Genomic DNA, 21,912 nt, shown 5'->3' on the forward strand with positions numbered 1-21,912 from the left:
GGCGCCCGCCATGCGGAGCGCCCCTTTGTCGTTGATGCGGCTTACTTCAGCGAGGACAGCTTCTGTTCCAGGCCCTTGGCGTCGACCGCGCCGGGGATGCGCGAGCCGTCGGTGAAGAAGATGGTCGGCGTGCCGGTCACCTTCAGCTTCTGGCCCAGTGCCAGCACGTCTTCATGCGGCGCGCTGCAGGCGGTCTGCGCGGCCGGGGCTTCCTTGCCGTTGAGCATCCAGTCGTTCCAGGCGCGGCTCGGGTTGGGCGCGCACCAGATATTGCGCGACTTGACGATGGAGTCCGGCGACAGGATGTTGTACTGGAAGGTGTAGACGGTGATGTTGTCCACTTCCTGCAGCGTCTTGTGCAGGCGCTTGCAGTAGATGCAGTTGGGATCCTCGAAGATCGCGATCACGCGCTTGCCGTTGCCTTTGACGGTCTTGATCGCCTTGTCCAGCGGCAGGCCGGAGAACGGCACCTGGTTGAGGGCCTCGATCTTTTCCTTGGTGAAGTCGCGGTAGGTCTGCGAATCGACCACGCGGCCGATGAAGAGGTACTGCGCCTTGGCGTCGGTGTAGATCACGTCGCCGTCGATCTGGATTTCGTACAGGCCGGCGTAGGGCGTCTTGGTCACGGCGTCGACCTTGGCATCCTTGCCCAGGCGCGGTTCGATCAGCTTCTTGATGGTGGCTTCGGTGCTGTCGGCAGCCTCGGCCTGCGCGTGGGCGGAAACGCCGATGACGGTCGATGCCAGCAGCAAGGCGGCCATGCTGAAACGGCGCAGCTTGCGGGCGGCGGCAGCGGTCAGAGTTTTATTCATGCTTGTCCTGATTCAAATCAAACGCCGGGGCAATGTTCGCAGCGCCGGCCTGAAAGCCGCGCCGTGACTGCCTCGACGGTCACCTCATGGGAATTGGTTGTGGGATGGCGCAACGCGCGCACGCGCCGGAAAAATGCCAAACGCGTTACCTTACCTCAAATCGGCCGTACTCACTTGCCCAGTGCATGCGCGATCAGCCGGCGCTTTAAGACAGGCAGGCGGTCGACCAGGTTCATTCCGATATTGCGCACCAGGCGCAGCGGCTCGGCCTCGGTCGAGAAGATGCGGTTCAGGCCGTCGGTGGCCAGCTGCATCAGCAGCACTTCTTCCTTGCGCGCGCGCGCATAGCGGCGCAGCACGCGGCTGTCGCCGCAATCGTATTGCGCCTCCCGATTGACCAGCGTATCGATCAGCGCGGCCACGTCGCCGAAGCCCAAATTCATGCCGTGCCCGGCCATCGGGTGCACCACGTGGGCGGCGTCGCCGATCAGCGCCACGCGCTGCGCGATCATCGCGTGCGGCTTGATCAGTTGCAGCGGGAAGGCCTTGGCCACCTCCGGCTGCAACGGCGCCAGCGCGCCCAGCACCGGCCCGGCCCATTGCGCCAGGCGTGCCGCCAGCTCGGACAGCGGCAGGCGCAGCAATTGCTCGGCCAGCGCCTGCGGCGCCGACCACACCAGCGAGACGCGCTCGCCCGGCAGCGGCAGCAGCGCGATCACGCCTTCGGTCGGGCTGAACCATTGATAGGCCACACCCAGGTGCGGCTTCTCGCAGCTGAAATTGGTGACGATGGCCTTCTGGCCGTAGGCGCGGTAATCCAGTCCGATATCGCACTGGCCGCGCACCCAGGACTGGCCGCCGTCGGCGCCCACCACCAGCGGTGCGGAGATGCTCTCGCCCGACTCCAGCGTCAGCGTGGCGGCGTCCAGCGAGGCCGACAGCGCGCTTGCCCGCCCCTGTACCACGCGCACGTTGGGCGCGAAGCGCAGCGCGGCGTTCAGGGCATTGTCCAGGTTGCGGTCTTCGACGATCCAGGCCAGGGCATTGGTGCGCGCCGCATAAGAATCGAAGCTGAGGAAACCGGTGCCGGCCTTGTCGGCCGCGCCGTCGCCATGCACCGTCATGTTGTCCACGGGCGCGATACGCGCGGCGTCCATCGCCTCCCACACCCGCACCGACGACAGCAGGCGATGGGCGGTATGGTTCAGCGCGTAGACGCGCACGTCCCAGCTCGCCTCATCCGCGCCGCCCGGCCGCGCCGGCGGCGCCAGCAGCGTCACCTTGAAGCCGGCCTGCGCCAGCCCCAGCGCCGCGGTCTTGCCGACCGCGCCGTTGCCGACGATGCAGATATCGGTGCCGGCCGCTGCCGGCGAAGAGGAATGATGTTGTGCGTTGGATGTCGATGTCATGACTCGAATTATAAACGGGCGCCGGAAACTATTTTTCAGAAAGCCCTTGCACAATTTAAAAACGCTGCTATACTTCTCCGTCTTGGCCTGGTAGCTCAGTTGGTAGAGCAGAGGATTGAAAATCCTTGTGTCGGTGGTTCGATTCCGCCCCGGGCCACCAAGTTATAAAACAAAACGCCAACCTTCGGGTTGGCGTTTTGCATTTCCGGGTCCGAAAAACACGTCGGACCATGCAAGAACCGGCTCAGGACCGCCAATTCCCGGCAATGGCGCCAGCCATGCTCCTGTCGATCAATCGCCCAAGATCGATCAACTCACGCGCCGCCGGCGCATTGCTCGTCGTCAAGAAGCAGCTCCACCTGCGCGCGCACGATTGCGCGACGGCCACCCGCCCCGCTTGCGACAACACGCGCCCGCCGGTCGGATACTTCAGCGCCTGTTGCCGGGCCGCCATCAGGAAAACCCTCATTGCCGCCCCCGCCGTCCTGGCCAAGAATCCTTACCTGCATCCGCAAAAAAATCGCCGCCGTCCGGCAAGGACGCGTCCCGCGACAGCCGGCCCGTGCCGCCCGCCCTCACCGCCTACAACCAAGGAAGATCATGGATTCGTTCCAGCAAGAGATCGACGAACGCACCAACCTGACCGCCAACAACAAGTTCGAGCTGCTGCTGTTCCGCCTGGGTAGCCCGGCCGGCGATGCGTCGGGTGGCGATGGAGAGCTGTTCGGCATCAACGTCTTCAAGGTGCGCGAGATCGTGCCGGCGCTGCAGATCACCAAGCCGGCGGGCATGCGACCGCCGCTGATGGGCATGGTCAACGTGCGCGGGCAGATCATGCCGGTGATCGACCTGCCTTCGATCGCCGGCTGCACGCCGTCAGTCGAGCCGGGCATCCTGCTGATCACCGAATTCGCGCGCCATACGCAAGCCTTTGCGGTGCGCTCGGTGGAAGACATCGCGCGCCTGGACTGGACGCAGGTGCTGCCGGCCGACGCCAGCGCCGCCAGCGACGTGGTGACCAGCATCGCCCGCCTCAACACCAGCGACGGCAAGGAGACGCTGGTCCAGGTCCTGGACGTCGAGCACATCCTGGAACTGGTTTCGCCCAGCAAGGAAAACCCGGCCGAACTGGCCAAGGCCGGCGGCCAGATCCAGCTGCAGCCGGGCGCCGTGGTGCTGGCCGCCGACGACTCGCGCGTGGCGCGCGCGCTGATCGAAGGCAGTCTGAACGAACTCAAGCTTCCCTTCGTGATGGAGAAGAACGGGCGCGAAGCCTGGGACAGGCTGCAGGCGCTGGCGCTGGAAGCCGAACGGGAAGGACGCAGCATCTCCTCCAAGGTCGCCCTGATACTGACCGACCTGGAGATGCCGGAGATGGACGGCTTCACCCTGACCCGGCGCGTCAAGATGCACGACAAGCTCAAGCACATTCCGGTGGTGATCCACTCTTCGCTGACCGGCAGCGCCAACGAAGACCACGTCAAGACCGTCGGCGCGGACGGCTACATCGCCAAGTTCTCGCCGCCCGATTTCGCGGCGGTGGTGCAGAAGGTGCTGTGCGCCAGCCAGTGACTCGCCGGAGGCGCGCACGACGCGCAACGAAAAAACGCCAACCCGGGGGTTGGCGTTTTTCATTGGAGGGGCGGAGAAACACTCCTCACTGCAGCGTGTTTCAGCGCGCCTCGGCGCGCTCGGCCCCGTTCACGAAGCGCAGCTCCACCCGGCGATTGCGCTCGTCCCCGGGATCCACGCCCGGCAGCGGCTGCGAATCGCCGTAGCCGGCCACGATCACGCGCCTGGACGCCTCGCCGCCGGCGCGGCCGATCAGCAGCGAACGGGCTTCGCGAGCGCGGGCCGCCGAGAGCGTGAAGTTGTCGTCGTACACGGTGCAGAAAGCCCGGTAGTCGGTGACCGGCGCCTTCACCGGCTTGTTGTCGGTGTGGCCTTCGACATAGATGCGCCCGCTCTGGAACTGCGTCAGGTAGTCGGCAATCCTGCCCTCGACCTTGGCGAAGGCCTCCTTCGCCTCGGGCTCGATGCAGGCGCTGCCGCGACGGAAAGCGCCTTCCTTGAGCGTGATCTTGCCGGAGTCGGCATCGACGCTGACGAAGCGCGCCGCCCCCGACTGCGTCAGCGCGGACTTCACTTCACCCAGTATCGAGGCCACCTCTTCGCGTGGCGCCTCGACCAGCCGGACGGATTGCACCGTCTCGCTTGCCGCGGCCGGCGCCGGCGCTTCGGTTTTTGGCGGTTTGGCCGCCTCGCCGGGGAGCGCAGCGCCGGCCACGCGCGTCTGCGCCAGGCCCACCGCACACATCGCGATGACGACCGCGACCACGCCCGACATCAGATTGGCGACGACGATCCACTCGCTGGACTTGTGCTTCATGGCGCGCCTCAGCCCTGGACGCGACGGCCGCCGGCGAGGCCGTTCAGCGCCTCCAGCAGCTCGGCGTGGCGCACATGATTGCGCTGCGCCTCGGCCTGCTGCAGCGCCAGCAGCGCATTGCCGGACTGGGCCACCGCCTCGATCAGCTGCAGCCGCTCGGCGGCGTCACGCTGCGCCGCCTGCGCCGCGCGCGCGTTGATCGCCTTGGCGCTCCACGCCAGGCGCGCCTGCTCGTACGCGAACGCCATGGACCAGATCTTCAGGAACAGGAAGGCGAAGATGCCCCAGCTTGCGATCCGGAACTTGGCACCCAGCGCATCCATGATGGGATTGAGGCTGCTGACCGCCTCGGCGCGACCGTTCAGGAGACCGGCGGCGTCCGAAAGCGCGATGCCCAGGCCGATGAAGGTGCCCAGGAGGCCGAACACCAGCAGCAGGCCGGGCAAGGCATCGGCCCAGCGCTCCGGGGCGGAGGCCACCGCCTGGCTGATCTCTTCGGGGGTGGCGAGGGCATCACCGCGGCCGTCGCTTTCCATCGCGGCCAGCCTGCGCTCCCAGCCGGCGGCATGGGCCGAGCGGCGCAGCGACACGGGAATGGCGATGATGGCCACCAGGAAAACCAGGCCGAAGACGACTTGCAATCCGGCAAATGACGATCCATCCAGATGCGGCAGGAAGAACGACCAGACCGAATTACCCATGGCGCGCTCCCTTGCCCGATCCACCGCCGCTAGCACCGAATACCCTCATCTTTTGACACCCCCGTGTATGTGTTGTTATGCCGTGCCGGCTGCGCTCTTTCTTGGATGGCGCGCCCTCCCGGCCTGAAGTGGGAAGACTAACAGAAAGGCCTGCGCGGATCAGCCCCGCCCCTGGGCGGGGCGAAAAAAAAGACGGCCGGGCGGCCGTCTTTTTCATCCACATTCTGCGCGTCGGCAACCGGCGATCACAGCGCCATGTCCGCCGCGGCGTTTGCCTTGGGCTTGCTCATGCTGGCCTTGCCGCCGTCGGCCGGAACGGCCTTGGGCACGATGGCCGGCGGCGGGGCCAGCTGCAGCACGTCGCTGGTATAGGCCCATTCCCTGGCGACCTGATCCGGATGATCGTTGAGCTTGCTGCCGTAGCTGGGCACGATCTGGCGGATCTTCTGCTGCCACTCGGGCGTGGCGACTTTGGCCTTGAAGACCTTCTCCAGCACCGTCAGCATGATGGGCGCGGCGGTGGAGGCGCCCGGGGAGGCGCCCAGCAGGCCGGCCATGCTGCCGTCGGCCGAAGCCACGATCTCGGTGCCCAGCTTCAGCACGCCGCCCTTCTGCTCGTCGCGCTTGATGATCTGCACGCGCTGGCCGGCCTGCCACAGGCGCCAGTCTTCCCTCTTCGCCTCAGGGAAGTATTCCTTCAGCGCCGCGAAACGCTGGTCGTCGGACTGCATCAGCTGGCCGGCCAGGTATTCCACCAGCGGGTATTCGGCCACGCCGACCTTTACCATCGGCCAGGCGTTATGCGTGGTGGTGGTGGAGAACAGGTCCCACAGCGAACCTTCCTTCAGGAACTTGGTGGAGAAGGTGGCGAAGGGCCCGAACAGGATCACGCGCTTGCCGTCCAGCACGCGGGTGTCCAGGTGCGGCACCGACATCGGCGGTGCGCCCACCGAGGCCTTGCCATAAGCCTTGGCCAGGTGGCGCTCGGCCACGGCCGGATTGTCGGTCACCAGGAAGGAGCCGCCCACCGGGAAGCCGGCGTACTCGCGCGCTTCCGGAATGCCGGACTTTTGCAGCAGCTTCAGCGCGCCGCCGCCGGCGCCGATGAAGACGAACTTGGCATCGGTCTCGGTGCTGCTGCCGTCCTTCAGGTTCTTGTAGCCGATGCGCCAGGTGCCGTCGGCGTTACGGCTAATGTCGCGCACTTCGCTGGAAAGCTTCAGCGCGAAGTTTGGGCGAGTCTGCAGGTAGGCGGCGAACTGGCGGGTGATCTCGCCGAAGTTGACGTCGGTGCCCAGCGGGGTCCAGGTGGCGGCCAGCTTCTGCTTGGGGTCGCGCCCTTCCATCATCAGCGGCACCCACTTTCTGATCTGCTCGTGGTCTTCCGAATACTGCATGCCGGCGAACAGCGGGCTGGCTTGCAGCGCCTCATAGCGCTTCTTCAGGTAGGCCACGTTGTCGTCGCCCCAGATGAAGCTCATGTGCGGGGTGGAGTTGATGAAGGAGCGCGGATTCTTCAGCACGCCGTTCTTCACCTGCCAGGCCCAGAACTGGCGCGAGATCTGGAAGGCCTCGTTGATCTCGATGGCCTTGGCGATCTCGATCTTGCCTTCCTTGTTCTCCGGCGTGTAGTTCAGTTCGGCCAGCGCCGAGTGGCCGGTACCGGCGTTGTTCCAGCCGTTGGAGCTTTCCTGGGCGACGCCGTCCAGGCGCTCCACCATTTCCATCGACCAGCCCGGCTCCAGCTCGTTGAGCCAGACCGCCAGCGTGGCGCTCATGATGCCGCCGCCGATGAGCAGCACGTCGACCTTTTTGACTTCGGCCGCCTGCGGCGCCGGCGTGAGCGCCAGCGCAAATACAAACCCCAGCAAGGCCAGGAAGGATTTCTTCAACATTGTCTAATCCATGTGTGATGAGAGGGAACAGCCTCCCGCCGTGCACGCGCCGAAAAATGGCTGCGCGGCGGCGAAAGCGTGCTTTCGTCGCCGTTGCATAGGGCTGCGTGGACGTGGGATTTCAGACAGCCGGATTGACGAGCGCCGCTGCTCGCCCGTCCGTGGAGAGACAAGGCGAACCTGCGAAGCACGCGTCGCGCGATCGTCATAGGCGCGACATCTGCCGGGCGTGGCCCTGGAGGCCACGGCGCACGGCCGCCGGGATCAAGCCGGGCGGATGTGCCTGCCGGATTCAACTGCCTGTCCGATTCCTGTCTCCGGCATTTGGGGGATGCCTGTACAAATCGTCTCCGTCAGAGCGGACTGGGATGGGGTCAAGTCGAGGGCGCGAGATTATCACGCGGCGGTAAGGGCGGCGATTGCGGATATCCCTCATTTCGCCCGGCCCGGCAAGCCGTTCCGGGCCGCCAGCGACGCCGTGGGCCATGTAGGGAATTCCCCGATAGTCGCCCGGCGCCCGCTCCCGGACAATCGCGGCATGGCGATCGGGAACAACGATCCCTCCGCATCACAGCTTCGCAGGCAGCAACAGCCGGACAGCCTCGCCGACCTCGATTTGGCGCCAGGCACCGACCACACACCAGGCCTCAAGGAACGAACATGCAAACCATTACCCTCAAGCCGGAAAACTTCGCCTCCTACGTCTACCACGACCGCAACTTCAATTGCGACACGGCCAAGATCCTGCCCGGAGAGTATTACTACACCCATGACGACATGATGATCGTGACCGTGCTCGGCTCCTGCGTCTCGGCCTGCCTGCGCGACCGCGTCAACGGCATCGGCGGGATGAACCATTTCATGCTGCCCGACGGCGGCGGCGAGGCCGACAGCCCGGTCTCGGCCTCGATGCGCTACGGCACCTATGCGATGGAAGTGCTGATCAACGACGTGCTCAAGGCCGGCGCGAAGCGCGAGAATCTGGAATGCAAGGTGTTCGGCGGCGGCGCCGTGCTGCGCGGCATGAACGCGATGAACGTGGGCGAGCGCAATGCCAAGTTCGTCAAGACTTTCCTCTCGGCCGAAGGCATCCGCGTGGTGGCCGAAGACCTCAACGACATCTGGCCGCGCAAGGTGCATTTCTTCCCGCGCACCGGCAAGGTGCTGGTGAAGAAGCTCAAGAGCTCCAGTTCCGACCTCATCAATAGCGAGCGCGACTACGCCTCCAAGCTGTCCACCAAACCGGTGGGCGGCGAGATTGACCTGTTTTGAGGCGGCCCGGCGGTCTTTACGAGTGCAAATTATCCGGCGGCCTCCCGCAGGAAGGCCAGCACGCTTTCTCCACAGGAAGTAGAATCCAGCTCTTGGCGCACTCATCCGCCTCACAGGCGGACATCCGATGAATATCCCAGAGCAAGGCAATCTCATGTGCCGCAGTTGCGGCCAGAAGTCCGGCTTGCGCCCTTCCGAGTCAGCGATCTGGCACTACGCCACCTGCGTGCGCTGCCGCTACAAGAATGCGGTGACGGAGCAGGTCAAGCCCCCTTCCGCGTGAATCAGGCCGGTCCGGCAATTTCCAGACACCTGTCTTTCGTTCGACCTGTCCAGACCGGGATCGCAACGAAACGGCGCCCGAGGCATCCTCAAGCGGCTCTTTGATACGCCGCGGACGACGGCTGCCCGCAACGAACGCAAACCCGACGACGCGCACAAAAAAAACGGAACGCCATGGCGTTCCGTTTTTCATTGGTGGCAAGGCAGATCAGGCCTTGAGCTGGGTCAGCCCTTGCGCCGCCAGCGCCTTCAGCCAGCCCAGGCCGGCCGAGGTGGCGCCGGCCGGGTTGTATTCGCAGCCGATCCAGCCCTGGTAGCCCAGCGTGTCGATCAGCTTCAACAGGTAGGGATAGTTCAGCTCGCCCATGTCCGGCTCGTGGCGCTCGGGCACGCCGGCGACCTGGATGTGGCCGATGCCGGCCATGTCGCGCTTGAGCTTGACGGCGACGTCGCCCTCGACGATCTGGCAGTGGTAGATGTCGAACTGCACCTTCAGGTTCTCGGCGCCGATCTCGGCGCAGATGGCCTGGGCATCATCCTGGCGGTTCAGGAAGAAGCCGGGGATGTTGCGGGTGTTGATCGGCTCGATGACCACGGTGATGCCGGCCGACTCGGCCTGGTGCGCGGCGTAGGACAGGTTGTCCAGATACACGGCGCGGTGTTTGGCGCGATCCTGCTCGGGCTTGATCAGGCCGGCCATCACGTGCAGCGTCTTGTTGCCGATCACGGAGGCGTACTGCAGCGCGGTGTCGATGCTGCGCTTGAACTCGTCCTCGCGGCCGGGCAGCGAGGCGATGCCGCGCTCGCCGGCGGCCCAGTCGCCCGGAGGCGCGTTGAACAGCGCCTGGGTCAGGCCGTTGGCGTCCAGGCGGGACTTGATTTCCTCGGGCTTGTAGTCGTACGGGAACAGGAATTCGACGCCCGGGAAACCGTCCTTCGCCGCAGCGGCGAAACGGTCCAGGAAATCATGCTCCACATACATCATGCTCAGGTTGGCGGCAAAACGCAGCATCGTGTTCTCCTCGAATGTTGATGGTGGCCGGCGCTGCCTTGCAGCCGCCGGCATGTTGAATATCAGGAACCTGTTTGCGGTCTCGCCATGAAGATCGGGCGAACGCCACGATGAAACCGCAAACAGCTTCCGGGCCGACCGGCATGACGCCGGCCGGCCCAGGGTACGACATCTTACTTGTTCACGACGCTAGGCTTGGTCACCAGCGTTGCGATGGCGCCGACGACGAGCATCACGGCCAGCATGTACATGCCGGTGGCGTTGCTCTTGGTCAGGTCCTTGAAGTAACCGATCAGGTAGGGGCTGACGAAGCCGGCCAGGTTGCCCACCGAGTTGATGGCGGCAATACCCACGGCGGCTGCGGCGCCCGACAGGAACGAAGTCGGCAGCGACCAGAACAGCGGCGCGCAGGTCAGCACGCCGGCGGCGGCCAGCGACAGCGAGGCGATCGAGATCGCGGTGTTGTCGGCGAACACGGCGGCGCCGATGAAGCCCACGCAACCCATCAGGGCCGGCACCACCAGGTGCCAGCGGCGCTCGCGCATGCGGTCGGCGCTGCGGCCGATCAGGTTCATGGCGACGATGGCGCAGCCAAACGGAATCGCCGACAGCAGGCCGATCTGCAGGTTACCCACCACGCCGGTCGCCTTGACCAGGGTCGGCATCCACAGCGTCAGGCCGTACTGGCCCATGACGAAGGCGAAGTAGATCAGGCACATCAGCCACACGCGGCCATCCTTGACGATGGCGCCGAAGCCGTGGGCGCTTTCCTTGCCCTTCTGGTCGCCGTCGATGTCAGCCTGCAGGACCTTCTTTTCGTCGTCCGACAGCCACTTGGCGCTCTTGACGTCGTTGTCCAGGTAGAACAGCGTGGCCAGGCCGATCAGCACGGCCGGGATCGCTTCGATCAGGAACATCCACTGCCAGCCTTCCATGCCGCTGCTGCCGTGGAAGGCGTCCATGATCCAGCCCGACAGCGGGTTGCCCAGGATGCCGGCCACCGGAATGCCCGACATGAACACCGCGATCACCTTGGCGCGGCGATGCGAGGGGAACCAGTAGGTCAGGTACATGATGATGCCGGGATAGAAGCCGGCTTCAGCCAGGCCCAGCAGGAAGCGCAGGACGTAGAACTGGGTCGGCGTCTCGACGAACATGAAGACGGCCGACAGGAGGCCCCAGGTGATCATGATGCGGGCGATCCAGACGCGCGCGCCGACCTTGTGCATCAGGATGTTGGACGGCACCTCGAACAGGAAGTAACCGATGAAGAACAGGCCGGCGCCCAGGCCGAACACGGTTTCCGAGAAGCCGAGGTCGACCGACATCTGCAGCTTGGCGAAGCCGACGTTGACGCGATCGAGGTAGGCGATCACGTAGCACAGCATCAGGAACGGCATGATGCGCCAGAACACTTTTTTGTACAGGCCGTCCTTGGCCTGATCGTTGGAGCCGGATGCGACGCCGGCGTTGGTTGCGGTGGTCATGCTGCTTTCATCTCCCTAAGAAGTATCGGCCGCCGGCAGGCGGCCGCTGGTTGCTTGGCGCCCGCGGGTAAGCGGGCAATTTATGGATTCAATATGGACAGGCGGTTATCGGCTGGCGCGCGCCGCGGACGGATCCGGGTGCATGGGGCGGGCAAACGACTGCTGGTCAAAATTGATCGTCCGGTCTTGGGCCGGCTCTGGCTCCCTGCGCCGCCGTCGCAGGGCAAGCCCTGTAAGGCGGACGTCGGGCGCATGGCAAAAAGCGCGTGGCTGCCATGCGGGCGTTGTTGCTTGTTGCGAAACTGCTCCGGATGCGCCCCGGCGGCGTGCTGCCTGTGTGTGCTGCCTGTGCGCTGCTGTTACATGCGCGCTACCAGCGCGCCTTGAACGTATCGCGCAGGTCCTGCAGCGCGGGTTCTTCCAGGCCGGTGGCGCGGGCGCCGGCGAGATGCCACAGCTTGGCGGTCTCTTCCAGCTCTTCCAGCGCGAAGGCGGCCTTGGACACCGAGCTTTCCCACACCACCGGGCCCAGCCGCTCCAGCAACACGCCGCGCACCTTGGTGGCGATCTTCGCCACCTGTTCGGCGACTTCCGGTGCGCCGGGGCGGGCGTACTTGATCAGCGGAATGTGGCCGACCTTCATCACGTAGTACGGCGTAATCGGCGGCAGCACGTCCTCTTCCTTCCACACGCCGTTGATGGTCAGGCTGACCAGGTGGGTGGAATGGGTGTGCACCACGGCGTGCATCTCGGGGTTGTTGTCGTAGACGGCGCGGTGCAGCACCAGGGTCTTGGAGGGCTTGTCGCCCGACACCCAGTTGCCGCCGGCGTCGACCTTGGAGATCGCAGCCGGATCCAGGAAGCCCAGGCAGGCGTCGGTCGGCGTGATCAGCCAGCCGTCGTCGAGACGCGCGCTGATGTTGCCGGCCGAGCCGACGGTGTAGCCGCGCTGGTACAGCGAGGCGCCGATGCGGCAGATCTCTTCGCGCAGTTTGGCTTCGACGCTCATGCCGCCTTCCCCGCCAGCGCGCGCAGCGCCTTTTCGAAGAAATCGACAGTGCCGAAGTTGCCCGACTTCAGGGCCAGGGCGATCGGCTGCTCGTCCAGCGTGGCGGTGGCCGGCACGCCCGGATCGATCTGCGGGCCGATGCGCAGCGCGCGCACGTCCAGCGCCTGCACCACCGCGCCCGAGGTCTCGCCGCCGGCCACCACGAACTGGCGCACGCCGCGCTGCTTCAGGCCGGAGGCGATGGATGCCAGCGCCTGTTCGACGATGTGGCCGGCCTTGGCCACGCCCAATTCCTTCTGCACCGCCTTGACTTCGTCGGGGGTGGCGGTGGCGTAGATCAGCACGGGTTCATTCTTGATGCGCTCGTCGGCGAAGGCCAGCGCCTGGCCGACCACGTCCTCGCCGCGCGCCAGCGCCAGCGGGTCGATGCGGAAGGACGGGCGGGTCGCTTTCCATTCGGCGACCTGCGCGTTGGTGGCCTTGGAGGCGCTGCCGGCCAGCACGACCGACAGGCCGTCGACCTTGGGCAGCTGCGCCGCTTCGCCGACCGCGTGCAGCAGGCCCGCGCGGCGGAAGTTCTCGGGCAGGCCCAGGGCCACGCCGGAGCCGCCGGTGATGAGCTTGAGTTCAGCGCAGGCTTCGCCCAGCGTGAACAGGTCCTTGTCGGAGACCGCGTCGGCGATCGCCATCTTCACGCCGTCGGCGCGCAGCGCGGTGAAGCGCTCCTGCACGGCAGACGCGCCCTTGGCCACGGCGTCGTAGCGCACCAGGCCGACCTTGGACTCGGTCTGGCGCTGCAGCACGCGCACCAGGTTGGCGTCGGTCATCGGGGTCAGCGGATGGTTTTCCATGCCCGATTCGTTCAACAGTGCGTCGGCCACGAACAGGTAGCCGCGGTAAATGGTGCGGCCGTTTTCCGGGAAGGCCGGGCAGGCGATGGTGAAGTCCGCGCCCAGTTCGTTCAGCAGCGCGTCGGTCACCTGGCCGATGTTGCCGGCGTCGGTGGAGTCGAAGGTGGAGCAGTACTTGAAGAAGAACTGCGTGCAGCCCTGTTGTTGCAGCCAGCGCAGCGCGGCCAGCGATTGCTCGATGGCTTCCGCGGCGGGAATGGTGCGCGACTTGAGCGCGATCACCAGCGCGTCGGCGGCCACGGCCGGCATTTCGGCCGGCACGCCGATGGTCTGGACGGTGCGCATACCGCCGCGCACCAGCATGTTGGCCAGGTCGGTGGCGCCGGTGAAGTCGTCGGCGATGCAACCCAGGAGAGGTTTGGCTTGGGACATGGTGTACTCCGGAAATCTGTTCGGTGCGGGACGCTGCTTACTTGGCCTTGGCGGCGGGCAGCTCGATGCCCGGGAAGATCTTGATCACGGCCGAGTCGTCCTCGCCGCCGTGGCCGGCGGTGGAGGCCATCATGAACATCTGGTGGGCGGCGGCCGACAGCGGCAGCGGGAATTTGCTGCGGCGGGCGGTATCGAGCACCAGGCCCAGGTCCTTGACGAAGATGTCGACGGCCGACAGCGGGGTGTAGTCGCCGTTGAGGATGTGCGGCACGCGGTTCTCGAACATCCAGGAGTTGCCGGCGCTGTGGGTGATGACGTCGTACAGCGCGTCCGGGTTCACGCCTTCGCGCAGGCCCAGTGCCATCGCTTCGGCGGAGGCGGCGATGTGCACGCCGGCCAGCAGCTGGTTGATGATCTTGACCTTGGAGCCGATGCCGTGCGCGTTGCCCAGGCGGTAGACCTTGCCGGCCATGCCGGCCAGCACGTCTTCGATCTTGGCGTAGACCTCGTCGGGACCGGAGGTCATCATGGTCATCTCGCCCGAGGCCGCGCGCGCGGCGCCGCCGGAGACCGGCGCGTCCAGCAGCAGCAGGCCCTTCTCGCCCAGGCGCTTGCCCAGTTCAATGGCGAAATCCGGCGCCACGGTGGCGCTGGAGATGACCACGCTGCCCGGCTTCAGGGTCGACACCACGCCGTTCTCGCCGAACAGCACGGCTTCGGTCTGGGCGGCGTTGACCACCAGGGTGATCACCACGTCCACGGCCTTGGCCAGCTCGGCCGGATTGGCGCAGGGCACGCCGCCGGCGGCGGCGAACTTGTCCAGCACTTCCTGGCGCACGTCACAGGCGTGCACATTGAAGCCGGCACGCAGCAGCGAACTCGCGACGCCGAAGCCCATCGCGCCCAAACCGATCACACCCACATTCTTGGACATTGTTGTCTCCACTGACAGAAGTAATGGCGCCGCTGCAATTGTCGTGATGCAGACCGCTACGCCGGTTGATGATGTGACGCCGGCTCGTGGCCGGCGTCGCCTGTTCGAAAATCCTTGCCTGCCGGGCCTAGCTCTGGCCCTGGCTCAGCCGGCGCGCCGCATTGAACATGTGCGTCTGCGCCGCGTTGCGCGCCGCCATTTCGTCGCCGGCGCGGATCGCCTCGACGATGGCTTCGTGCTCTTCGCGCACCTGGCGCGAGAAATCCTCATAGCGGGCTTCGTTGCCGCGCGTGACCGCCGTGGCCGCCTCCAGGTACTGCGAGAGGAACTCCAGCGTCTTGATGAAGTAAGGATTGCGCGTGGCCTGCGCCAGCGCGCGGTGGAAGGCCACGTCGGCCTCCACGCCGTCGCCGCCTTCAGCCACGTCATGGCCGATGCGCGCCAGCGCCGTCTCGATCGCCTCGATATCCTCATCGGTGCGCCGCTTGGCCGCCTGGGCCGCGACCTCCGCCTCGATGGCGCGGCGCAGCTCGACGATCTGCAGCACCGCGTCGGGCGAACTTACTTCAGCATAGTCAATGCGCAGCGGCTTGATGCCCGCCTGCTCCGTCACGAAAACGCCGCTGCCCTGGCGCGGCTCGACCACGCCCTCATGCTTCAGGCGGGAAATCGCTTCGCGCACCACCGTGCGGCTGACGCCGAACTCCTGCGCCAGCACCGCTTCTGTGGGCAACTTGCTGCCGCGGGGGAAAGCGCCGGCATCGATGTTGTCCAGCAATTGCCTGGCAACAGTGTCGCTAAGCGCCTGTGCGGGGATCTTCTGAAACATGGTGTCTCGCGTCGTTTTTCGTAAGGTTATCCGGTCATCATACAAATTTATCCCGGCGTCGGCAACGCGATTTTTTGTCTTTACCCCGAGAAACAGCGCCATACGGATGAAAATGACAGAAATTAAACGCCGTTAAAGAGATATATGCGCCGGTTCGCTCCAGACATTAAAAATTCGAATGACTGGCGTCTTTTCCTTTTTTTGCCGTTTTCTCGCCATTCTTTGCCGCCCTTGCAGAAGGATGCGGCGCACCGACGCCTTGCAGGAAAGTCACCGCCAAGCGCTTACCGCTCTACAATCACGGTTTGTCCTGCTCCGGAACCGCTCCATGCCCTACGACCTTTCAGACAAGCTCGTCATCGGAATCTCTTCGCGCGCCCTGTTCGATCTTGAAGCCGAAAATGCCATCTACGATGAAAAAGGCGTGAATGCCTATTCGGAATATCAACGCGCCCACGAGAACGACGCACTGGAACCCGGCACCGCATTTCCGCTGGTGAAGGCGCTGTTGAGCCTGAATGATCTGATTCCGGGCCGCCGCTTGGTGGAAGTAGTGATCATCTCGCGCAACACGCCCGACACCGGCCTGCGCGCCTTCAACGCCATCGCCGCCCACAAGCTCGACATCAGCCGCGCGGCCTTCACCGGCGGCAACGCCACGGTGCCCTATCTCACGCCGTTCAAGATTGATCTGTTCCTCTCGCGTGACCCGCGCGACGTGCAAGAAGCCATCGACGCCGGCGTAGCGGCGGCACAACTCTATACAGCGCCAGTGGACTACAACGCACCAGAGAAACAGATCCGCATCGCCTTCGATGGCGACGCCGTGCTGTTTTCGGCAGAGTCCGAGCGCATCTTCGCTGAGAAAGGGCTGGAGGCATTCGCCAAACATGAGCAGCGCCATCGCAAGAAGGCCATGAAGGAAGGCCCCTTCGCCAAGTTGCTGCTGGCCCTGTCCGAAATCCAGAAACAGTTTCCGCCCAAAGAATGCCCGGTGCGCATCGCCATCGTCACCGCCCGCAACAGCCCCGCGCACCAGCGCGTGATCCACACGCTGCGCACCTGGAACGTCAACGTCGACGAAGCCTTCTTCCTCGGCGGCCTAAAGAAAGCTGAGGTGCTGCAAGCCTTCGGCGCGCACATGTTCTTCGACGACCAGGAAGGCCATGTCGAAACCGCATCGGTGGTGGTGCCCTCGGGCCGCGTTCCCTACAAGGGCGGCCAGCTGGCCGGCGGCGCACGCAAGACCGCAGGCGCCTCCAAGCCGGCCGCGCGCGCCGCCAAGCGCTGACTCCGGCGATGTATCCGGTCTCGATCAAGGGTGTAGTGCAGGCGCCGGACGGCAGGATCGTCCTGCTGGAAAACGAACGCAACGAATGGGAACTGCCCGGCGGCCGGATAGAAGACGGCGAAACGCCGCAGCAATGCCTGGCGCGCGAGATCGACGAAGAGCTGAACCTGCAAGTGGAAGTCGGCGCCCTCGTCGACGCCTGGATGTTTGAAGTGATCCCCGGCAAGCGGGTGTTCATCGTCGCGTACCGCTGCACGCTGGCCGGCGTGTTCACGCCGCAGGTGAGCCATGAGCACAAGCGGGTGGGATTGTTTGCGCCGGAGACATTGCCCGAGAATCTGCCCGAGGGCTACAGGCTCGCCATCAGGGCCTGCTCAGGCAGCGGACGATAGCCGCGGTATTCAAGGCGCCAGCCATGTCGCCTCGACACCTTCGCCCGACAGGATGAACGACGCACGTCGGTGCGCCCCCGGCGAGATATCCAGATATTCGATGCGCGACACGGTCACTGCGATCACCGCGAAGTTCGCATAAGCCTTGGCCGCGTCGACCTGCGCCGGTGCCTGCGCCGACTCAGGTGCGGCAACCGGCGTACCCGGCGCATACGGCGTCTGGTAGAGAATCAATGTGTGGGGACGGTTGGCAGCCCAGGCGGCCTGCGCGACTTCATCGCCGGCGTGGATGGTCGCCCTGCCCTCGATGCGGATCTGGCGGTAGTTCGGCAGGTCGCTCACCACCATGGCCAAGCGCGGCTCGCGGCGCAGCTCGGCGACCTTGGCCGAGCGCAGGTCGGTGTGCAGCACCAGCCGCCCGGTCGCGCGCTCGGCTCCGCGCAGCACCACGGTGCGCACCTGCGGCGCGCCGTCCAGGCCGGCGGTGGCCAGCTGCCACATCGTGAAGGACGACAGGCCCGGGCAGGCGCCTTCGGCGAGGCTTTTCCAGACGAGCTCTTCGAGCTCTTTCAGCGTGGCTTGCGGCATGGTGTCCTTTCAGTCGACGTGCGATGCGCCGATGACCTTGCCGGCGCGGCCCGCGAGCATGCCGAAGATGCCCATCACCACCGCCATCGCGCCGCAGATGACCAGCACGATGTTCCAGTCGCCCACCACGTCGTGCACGCGCCCCATCAGCATCGGTCCGGCGGCGGCCATCAGGTAGCCCACGCACTGCGCCATCGCCGACAGCGAAGCCGCCTGCTGCGGCGTGGACACGCGCATGCCGACGAAGGCCAGGCCGAGGATGAAGACCGCGCCGGTGCCGAAACCGAACATCGGCACCCAGACGATGGCCCAGGCCGGCATGGCGATCAGGCCGATCACGCCCAGCACGGCGCAGGCCGAGGTGCCGACGGCGATCAGGCGCTGGTCCTGCATGCGCTTGACCAGCGGCACCAGCAGGAGGCCCGGCACCGCCGACGAGAATTGCAGCAGGCCGTGCAGGTTGCCGGCCACCACCGCGCTCTGGCCGTTGACCACGAGGATGGAGGGCAGCCAGGCCGTCACCACGTAGTAGACGAAGGAGTTGGTGCCCAGGAACAGCGTCACCTGCCACGCCACCGCCGAACCCCAGACCGAGCCCGACTTCGCCGGGCCTGCCGCCGGCGGCGTGTGCCGCGCCAGCTGCGGCAGCCACGCCAGCATGGCCACCAGCGGCAGTACGATGAAAGCGGCCAGCGCCCAGGACCAGCCCAGCGCATCGGCCAGCGGCACGGCGCAGACCGAACCCAGCGCGGAAGCCGTGTTCATCGTCAGCGCGTAGATCGCGGTCAGGCGCGTCAGGTCATTGGGAAAGTCGCGTTTGAGCAGGCTGGGCAGCAGCACGTTGCCGCCGGCGATGCCGCAGCCGATCACGCAGGTGCCCACCAGCAGCGCGGTCGCCGATCCGGTGGAGCGCAGCACGATGCCGGCCGCCACCAGCAGCATGGCCAGAAACAGCGTGCGCTCCAGCCCGAAGCCGCGCGCCACCCAGGCCGACACCGGCGAAAGCAGCGCGAAGCAGGCCAGCGGCAAGGTCAGCAGCAGGCCGGCGATGCCGGCGCTGAAGCCGAAGGCCTGCTGCAGCGTTTCGATCAGCGGCCCGACGCCGGTGACGGGTGCGCGCAGGTTGGCGGCGATCAGCAGGATGCCGAGGATGAGCCAGCCGGTGCCGGTGACGGCGCGGCGGGATGAGACGGTGGAAGTATTGTCCATGGAAAGCGCGTAAGCGTGAGCCGGATCAGGAATGCCCAAGCTTACCCAATCCGGCGCCTGCGCGTATTTGGCTACAATGCCAGGATATTGCTAAAAACAGCCAATCTGGATCGCCATGCCCGCCCTGCACGCCTGCCTCGTCGAACATGACCCCGACCGCCTCGCCGCCGCGGTCACGGCGCTGCACGTGCACACCCGCGAGAGCGAACGCGAAAAGCCCTTCCACACGCACAAGAAAGGCCAGCTGGTGGTGGCGCTGCACGGCGCGGTGACCTGCGAGACCTCGCAGGGCATGTGGATCGTGCCGCCGCAGTCGGGCGTGTGGATCCCGCCCGGCGTACCGCACAGCAACCGAGTCACCGCCGACGGGCAGGTGTGCTTCCTGTTCGTCGACCCGGAGGCCGCGGCGATGCCGCAGGCCTGCTGCACGCTGTCGCTGAACCCGCTGTTGATCCAGATGATCCGGCATCTGGCCGACCAGCCGCAGGATTACGCGGCCGGCAGCCGCACCGCGCGCCTGGCCGCGGTGCTGGCCGAGGAGCTGGCGCACATGCAGGCGCAAAGCCTGCAGCTGCACCTGCCGATCCCGGCCAACTCGCGCCTGCGCGACATCGCGCGGCGGCTGGCCGAGCATCCCGCCGACCGCAGCACGGTGGCCGACTGGGGCGCGCGTTGCGCGATGAGCGAGCGCAGCTTCGCGCGCTTCGTGCTGGCCGAGACCGGCATGACCTTCGGCCGCTGGCGCCAGCAGATCCACATCATGGTCGCGCTGCAGCAGCTGGCCTCGGGCGCTTCGGTGCAGCGCGTGTCGCAGGAGCTCGGCTACGACTCGGTCAGCGCCTTCATCACCATGTTCAAGAAAACCCTGGGCAAGCCGCCGGCGCGCTACATCGCGGAACGGCAGGCGGCCTGAGGGCGCTCCGGTCTTACTGTTTCCCTTTCCCCCCTTCCTTCTCTCCTTATCATGGAAACCGAACTCAAACTGCTGCTCGACCCGGCCCACACCCGGGACCTGATCAAGCATCCGCTGCTGGCGCGCCACGCGCTGGCCAAGCCGCGCACCAAGGACCAGACCGGCGTCTATTTCGACACCGCCGAACATGATTTCCGCAACAACGACGCCGGCCTGCGCGTGCGCCGCACCGGCGACGAATTCATCCAGACCCTGAAGGCCGGCGGCGGCGTCAGCGGCGGCCTGCACCAGCGCAACGAGTGGGAGTCGCAAGTGCCGGGCGAAGCGCCGGACCTGGCGGTGCTGCACGAGATGGTGCCGCCGGGCACGCCGTGGCGCGACGAGATCCTCTCGCCGCAGGCGGCGGAACGCATCCGCCCCATCTTCGCCACCCACATCAAACGCATGCTGTGGGACCTGAAGCTGGACGACGGCTCGGAGGTCGAGTTCGTGCTTGACCAGGGCACGGTCGAACACGGCCAGCGCAATGTCGCGGTGTGCGAGATCGAGCTGGAGCTCAAGAGCGGCAGCCCGCTGGCGCTGTTCGACTTCGCGCTGGCGCTGATGCGCGACATCCCGCTGCGCATCGGCATCCAGAGCAAGGCGCAGCGCGGCTACACGCTCTACCACCAGGCCGCGCGCGGCGAAGGTCCCGTCGTTTCCACGGCGGAAAAGGCCAAGCCGCTGCACCTGTCGAAGAAGATGGGCCTGGAGCAGGCCTTCGGCGCCATCGTCGGTAACTGCATCGGACAGATCCAGGCCAACGACATCGCCGACGGCGGCGACGCGCAGGACATCGAACGCCTGCACCAGATGCGCGTAGGCGTACGCCGCCTGCGCTCGGCGTTCACGCTGTTTCGCGACGTGATCGCGCTGCCGCAGGAACTGGCGGGCGAGTTCGAGTGGCTGTCCGAACGCATCGGCGCCGCGCGCGACTGGGACGTGCTGGCCGGCTCCACGCTGGACGCCCTGCCGCAGGACAAGACCGGCGCGATCAACCTGAAGTCGGTACGCGAAGCCGCCCGCCGGCAGGCCGAAGCCATGCACAAGGGCGCGGTGCAAGCAGTGGCGTCGACGCGCTACACCGCGCTGGTGCTGCAGTTCGGCCGCTGGATGCTGGGCGCGCAATGGCGCGCGACGATGGACGCCGCCCAGCTGGAGCAACTGTCGCAGCCGCTGTCGCGCTTCGCGCGCGAGATGCTGCGCCACGATGAAAAGCGCATGAAAAAACGCGGCCGCAAGATGGAAGAAGACCCTCGCGCGCGCCACCGCACCCGCATCGCCGCCAAGAAGATGCGCTACGACACCGAGTTCTTCCAGGCGCTGTACGGGGAAAAGAGCAGCCGCCCCTACCTCAAGGCCTTGTCGCGCCTGCAGGACCAGTTGGGCGCGCAGAACGACATTTCCGTCGCGGATGGCCTGCTGGAAGAGCTACAGAAAAAGCATCCGGCGCTGGCCGCCAGCATCGCCTATGCACGCGGCTTCCTTGCCGCGCAGGCTGACGACGGCGAAGAAAAGACGCGACGGCTCTGGAAGAAATGGAAAGCGCAGGAATTGCCGAGGTAGCGTGTGGATTGCAGTGTAGCGTTGGCGCGGCGGCGTTGACCTTGGCGGATGGCGTGTTGACGTGTTGGCGTCGGTCGCTGCGGGCGAAGTCGGCGCGGTGCGACGAACGACGCTGGATCCCGGCCTGCGCCGGGATGACGGATTAAATAAGATAGTGAGCCTGCACATCGAAGCCGACGCAGAGGTGCAAGCGCCGACAAAGCCGAAGCAGATTGAAAGAGATAGCGAACCACAGCCTCGATGCCGCAGGCGAGCAGCAAGCACCGCGAGGCCGAAGGCGAACCGGACACAAGGCAAAGCCGCAGGCGAGCCGGATCGGAAGTCCGCTTCTGCTCAGCCGCTGAATCGCGCGGAAAAATGGATCAGAAAGGAGGCCGGAGCGTAGCGACTTGCCTCCTTTCCCATTTTTCTGTGCGGTTCAGCGGGTACCCCGAAGGGGCTGGGCGGTAGCGGCCGCCTTTCTTTGCTTACTTTCTTTGGCGGAGCAAAGAAAGTGAGCGGCTGCCGGGCCGCTCCCGGCGCTCCCCTGCGACCGGAGAAAGATAGGCATAGAGCCAGCACATAGGCATGCAGCAAGACCAGACTACCCAAATAAAAACA

General features: G+C 65.8%; 19 protein-coding genes and 1 tRNA gene. 7 read left to right on the plus strand and 13 right to left on the minus strand.

Annotation, left to right across the window (positions count from 1 at the left end):
- Positions 1–41: 41 nt before the first annotated feature.
- Positions 42–812: a DsbC family protein gene (locus CEJ42_RS17560; protein WP_079218033.1), complete on the minus strand. Its 771-nt coding sequence runs from the start codon at positions 810–812 to the stop codon at positions 42–44.
- Positions 813–982: 170 nt separating this feature from the next.
- Positions 983–2,221 (minus strand): UbiH/UbiF family hydroxylase, encoded by a 1,239-nt coding sequence (locus tag CEJ42_RS17565; RefSeq protein WP_088751981.1) that lies wholly within the window; start codon positions 2,219–2,221, stop codon positions 983–985.
- An 84-nt stretch (positions 2,222–2,305) separates the two neighbouring features.
- Between CEJ42_RS17565 and CEJ42_RS17570 the strand changes: the two genes are divergently transcribed.
- Both CEJ42_RS17570 and CEJ42_RS17580 read left to right on the plus strand, forming a co-directional pair.
- Positions 2,306–2,381, plus strand: a tRNA-Phe gene (locus CEJ42_RS17570).
- A 440-nt stretch (positions 2,382–2,821) separates the two neighbouring features.
- Positions 2,822–3,793 (plus strand): chemotaxis protein, encoded by a 972-nt coding sequence (locus tag CEJ42_RS17580; RefSeq protein WP_079218031.1) that lies wholly within the window; start codon positions 2,822–2,824, stop codon positions 3,791–3,793.
- 100 nt (positions 3,794–3,893) lie between these two features.
- On the opposite strand, the gene CEJ42_RS17585 is transcribed toward CEJ42_RS17580, so the two are convergent.
- From CEJ42_RS17585 to mqo, 3 genes are all read right to left on the minus strand, one after another.
- Positions 3,894–4,610 carry an OmpA/MotB family protein gene (locus CEJ42_RS17585; protein WP_079218030.1) on the minus strand — a complete coding sequence of 239 codons (717 nt, stop codon included), beginning with the start codon at positions 4,608–4,610 and terminating at the stop codon, positions 3,894–3,896.
- Between the two features lie 8 nt (positions 4,611–4,618).
- Positions 4,619–5,311: a hypothetical protein gene (locus tag CEJ42_RS17590; RefSeq protein ID WP_079218029.1), complete on the minus strand. Its 693-nt coding sequence runs from the start codon at positions 5,309–5,311 to the stop codon at positions 4,619–4,621.
- 245 nt (positions 5,312–5,556) lie between these two features.
- Positions 5,557–7,206: a malate dehydrogenase (quinone) gene (gene mqo, locus CEJ42_RS17595; RefSeq protein WP_088751983.1), complete on the minus strand. Its 1,650-nt coding sequence runs from the start codon at positions 7,204–7,206 to the stop codon at positions 5,557–5,559.
- Between the two features lie 660 nt (positions 7,207–7,866).
- Between mqo and cheD the strand changes: the two genes are divergently transcribed.
- A complete protein-coding gene (gene cheD / locus CEJ42_RS17600; RefSeq protein WP_079218027.1) occupies positions 7,867–8,478 on the plus strand; it encodes a chemoreceptor glutamine deamidase CheD in 612 nt (203 codons plus the stop codon).
- Positions 8,479–8,968: 490 nt separating this feature from the next.
- On the opposite strand, the gene otnI is transcribed toward cheD, so the two are convergent.
- The 6 genes from otnI to CEJ42_RS17630 form a co-directional block, all read right to left on the minus strand.
- Positions 8,969–9,772 (minus strand): 2-oxo-tetronate isomerase, encoded by an 804-nt coding sequence (gene otnI, locus CEJ42_RS17605; protein WP_088751984.1) that lies wholly within the window; start codon positions 9,770–9,772, stop codon positions 8,969–8,971.
- Positions 9,773–9,945: 173 nt separating this feature from the next.
- Positions 9,946–11,259, minus strand: coding sequence for an MFS transporter (locus tag CEJ42_RS17610; protein ID WP_079218025.1), 1,314 nt, complete (start codon positions 11,257–11,259; stop codon positions 9,946–9,948).
- A gap of 370 nt (positions 11,260–11,629) precedes the next feature.
- Positions 11,630–12,268, minus strand: coding sequence for a 3-oxo-tetronate 4-phosphate decarboxylase (gene otnC / locus CEJ42_RS17615; RefSeq protein ID WP_079218024.1), 639 nt, complete (start codon positions 12,266–12,268; stop codon positions 11,630–11,632).
- The gene (otnK, locus tag CEJ42_RS17620; RefSeq protein WP_088751985.1) at positions 12,265–13,551 is read right to left on the minus strand and encodes a 3-oxo-tetronate kinase; all 1,287 of its coding nucleotides are present in this window, start codon (positions 13,549–13,551) and stop codon (positions 12,265–12,267) included. The genes otnC and otnK overlap by 4 nt, the downstream gene beginning before the upstream one ends.
- Positions 13,552–13,588: 37 nt before the next feature.
- A complete protein-coding gene (gene ltnD / locus CEJ42_RS17625; protein ID WP_079218022.1) occupies positions 13,589–14,485 on the minus strand; it encodes an L-threonate dehydrogenase in 897 nt (298 codons plus the stop codon).
- A 127-nt stretch (positions 14,486–14,612) separates the two neighbouring features.
- Positions 14,613–15,314 carry a FadR/GntR family transcriptional regulator gene (locus CEJ42_RS17630; RefSeq protein ID WP_079218021.1) on the minus strand — a complete coding sequence of 234 codons (702 nt, stop codon included), beginning with the start codon at positions 15,312–15,314 and terminating at the stop codon, positions 14,613–14,615.
- A gap of 328 nt (positions 15,315–15,642) precedes the next feature.
- Between CEJ42_RS17630 and CEJ42_RS17635 the strand changes: the two genes are divergently transcribed.
- A complete protein-coding gene (locus CEJ42_RS17635; protein WP_088751986.1) occupies positions 15,643–16,605 on the plus strand; it encodes a 5'-nucleotidase in 963 nt (320 codons plus the stop codon).
- An 8-nt stretch (positions 16,606–16,613) separates the two neighbouring features.
- Entirely contained in the window at positions 16,614–16,997 is a 384-nt protein-coding gene (locus tag CEJ42_RS17640) for an NUDIX hydrolase (protein WP_088751987.1), read from the plus strand.
- Between the two features lie 9 nt (positions 16,998–17,006).
- Here the strand turns inward: CEJ42_RS17640 and CEJ42_RS17645 are convergent, their stop codons facing one another.
- Entirely contained in the window at positions 17,007–17,585 is a 579-nt protein-coding gene (locus CEJ42_RS17645; RefSeq protein WP_088751988.1) for a pyridoxamine 5'-phosphate oxidase family protein, read from the minus strand.
- A 9-nt stretch (positions 17,586–17,594) separates the two neighbouring features.
- Positions 17,595–18,794, minus strand: a complete 1,200-nt coding sequence (locus CEJ42_RS17650) for an MFS transporter (RefSeq protein ID WP_088751989.1) — start codon at positions 18,792–18,794, stop codon at positions 17,595–17,597.
- Positions 18,795–18,909: 115 nt separating this feature from the next.
- On the opposite strand from CEJ42_RS17650, the gene CEJ42_RS17655 reads away from it, so the two are divergent.
- Both CEJ42_RS17655 and CEJ42_RS17660 read left to right on the plus strand, forming a co-directional pair.
- Positions 18,910–19,707, plus strand: coding sequence for an AraC family transcriptional regulator (locus tag CEJ42_RS17655; RefSeq protein ID WP_088751990.1), 798 nt, complete (start codon positions 18,910–18,912; stop codon positions 19,705–19,707).
- Positions 19,708–19,758: 51 nt separating this feature from the next.
- Positions 19,759–21,312 (plus strand): CYTH and CHAD domain-containing protein, encoded by a 1,554-nt coding sequence (locus CEJ42_RS17660; protein ID WP_088751991.1) that lies wholly within the window; start codon positions 19,759–19,761, stop codon positions 21,310–21,312.
- The last annotated feature ends 600 nt before the right edge of the window (positions 21,313–21,912 follow it).

Origin of the sequence: Herbaspirillum robiniae (genome assembly GCF_002213415.1) — a bacterium.
In the GTDB taxonomy this organism is placed as follows: Bacteria; Pseudomonadota; Gammaproteobacteria; order Burkholderiales; family Burkholderiaceae_D; genus Herbaspirillum; species Herbaspirillum robiniae.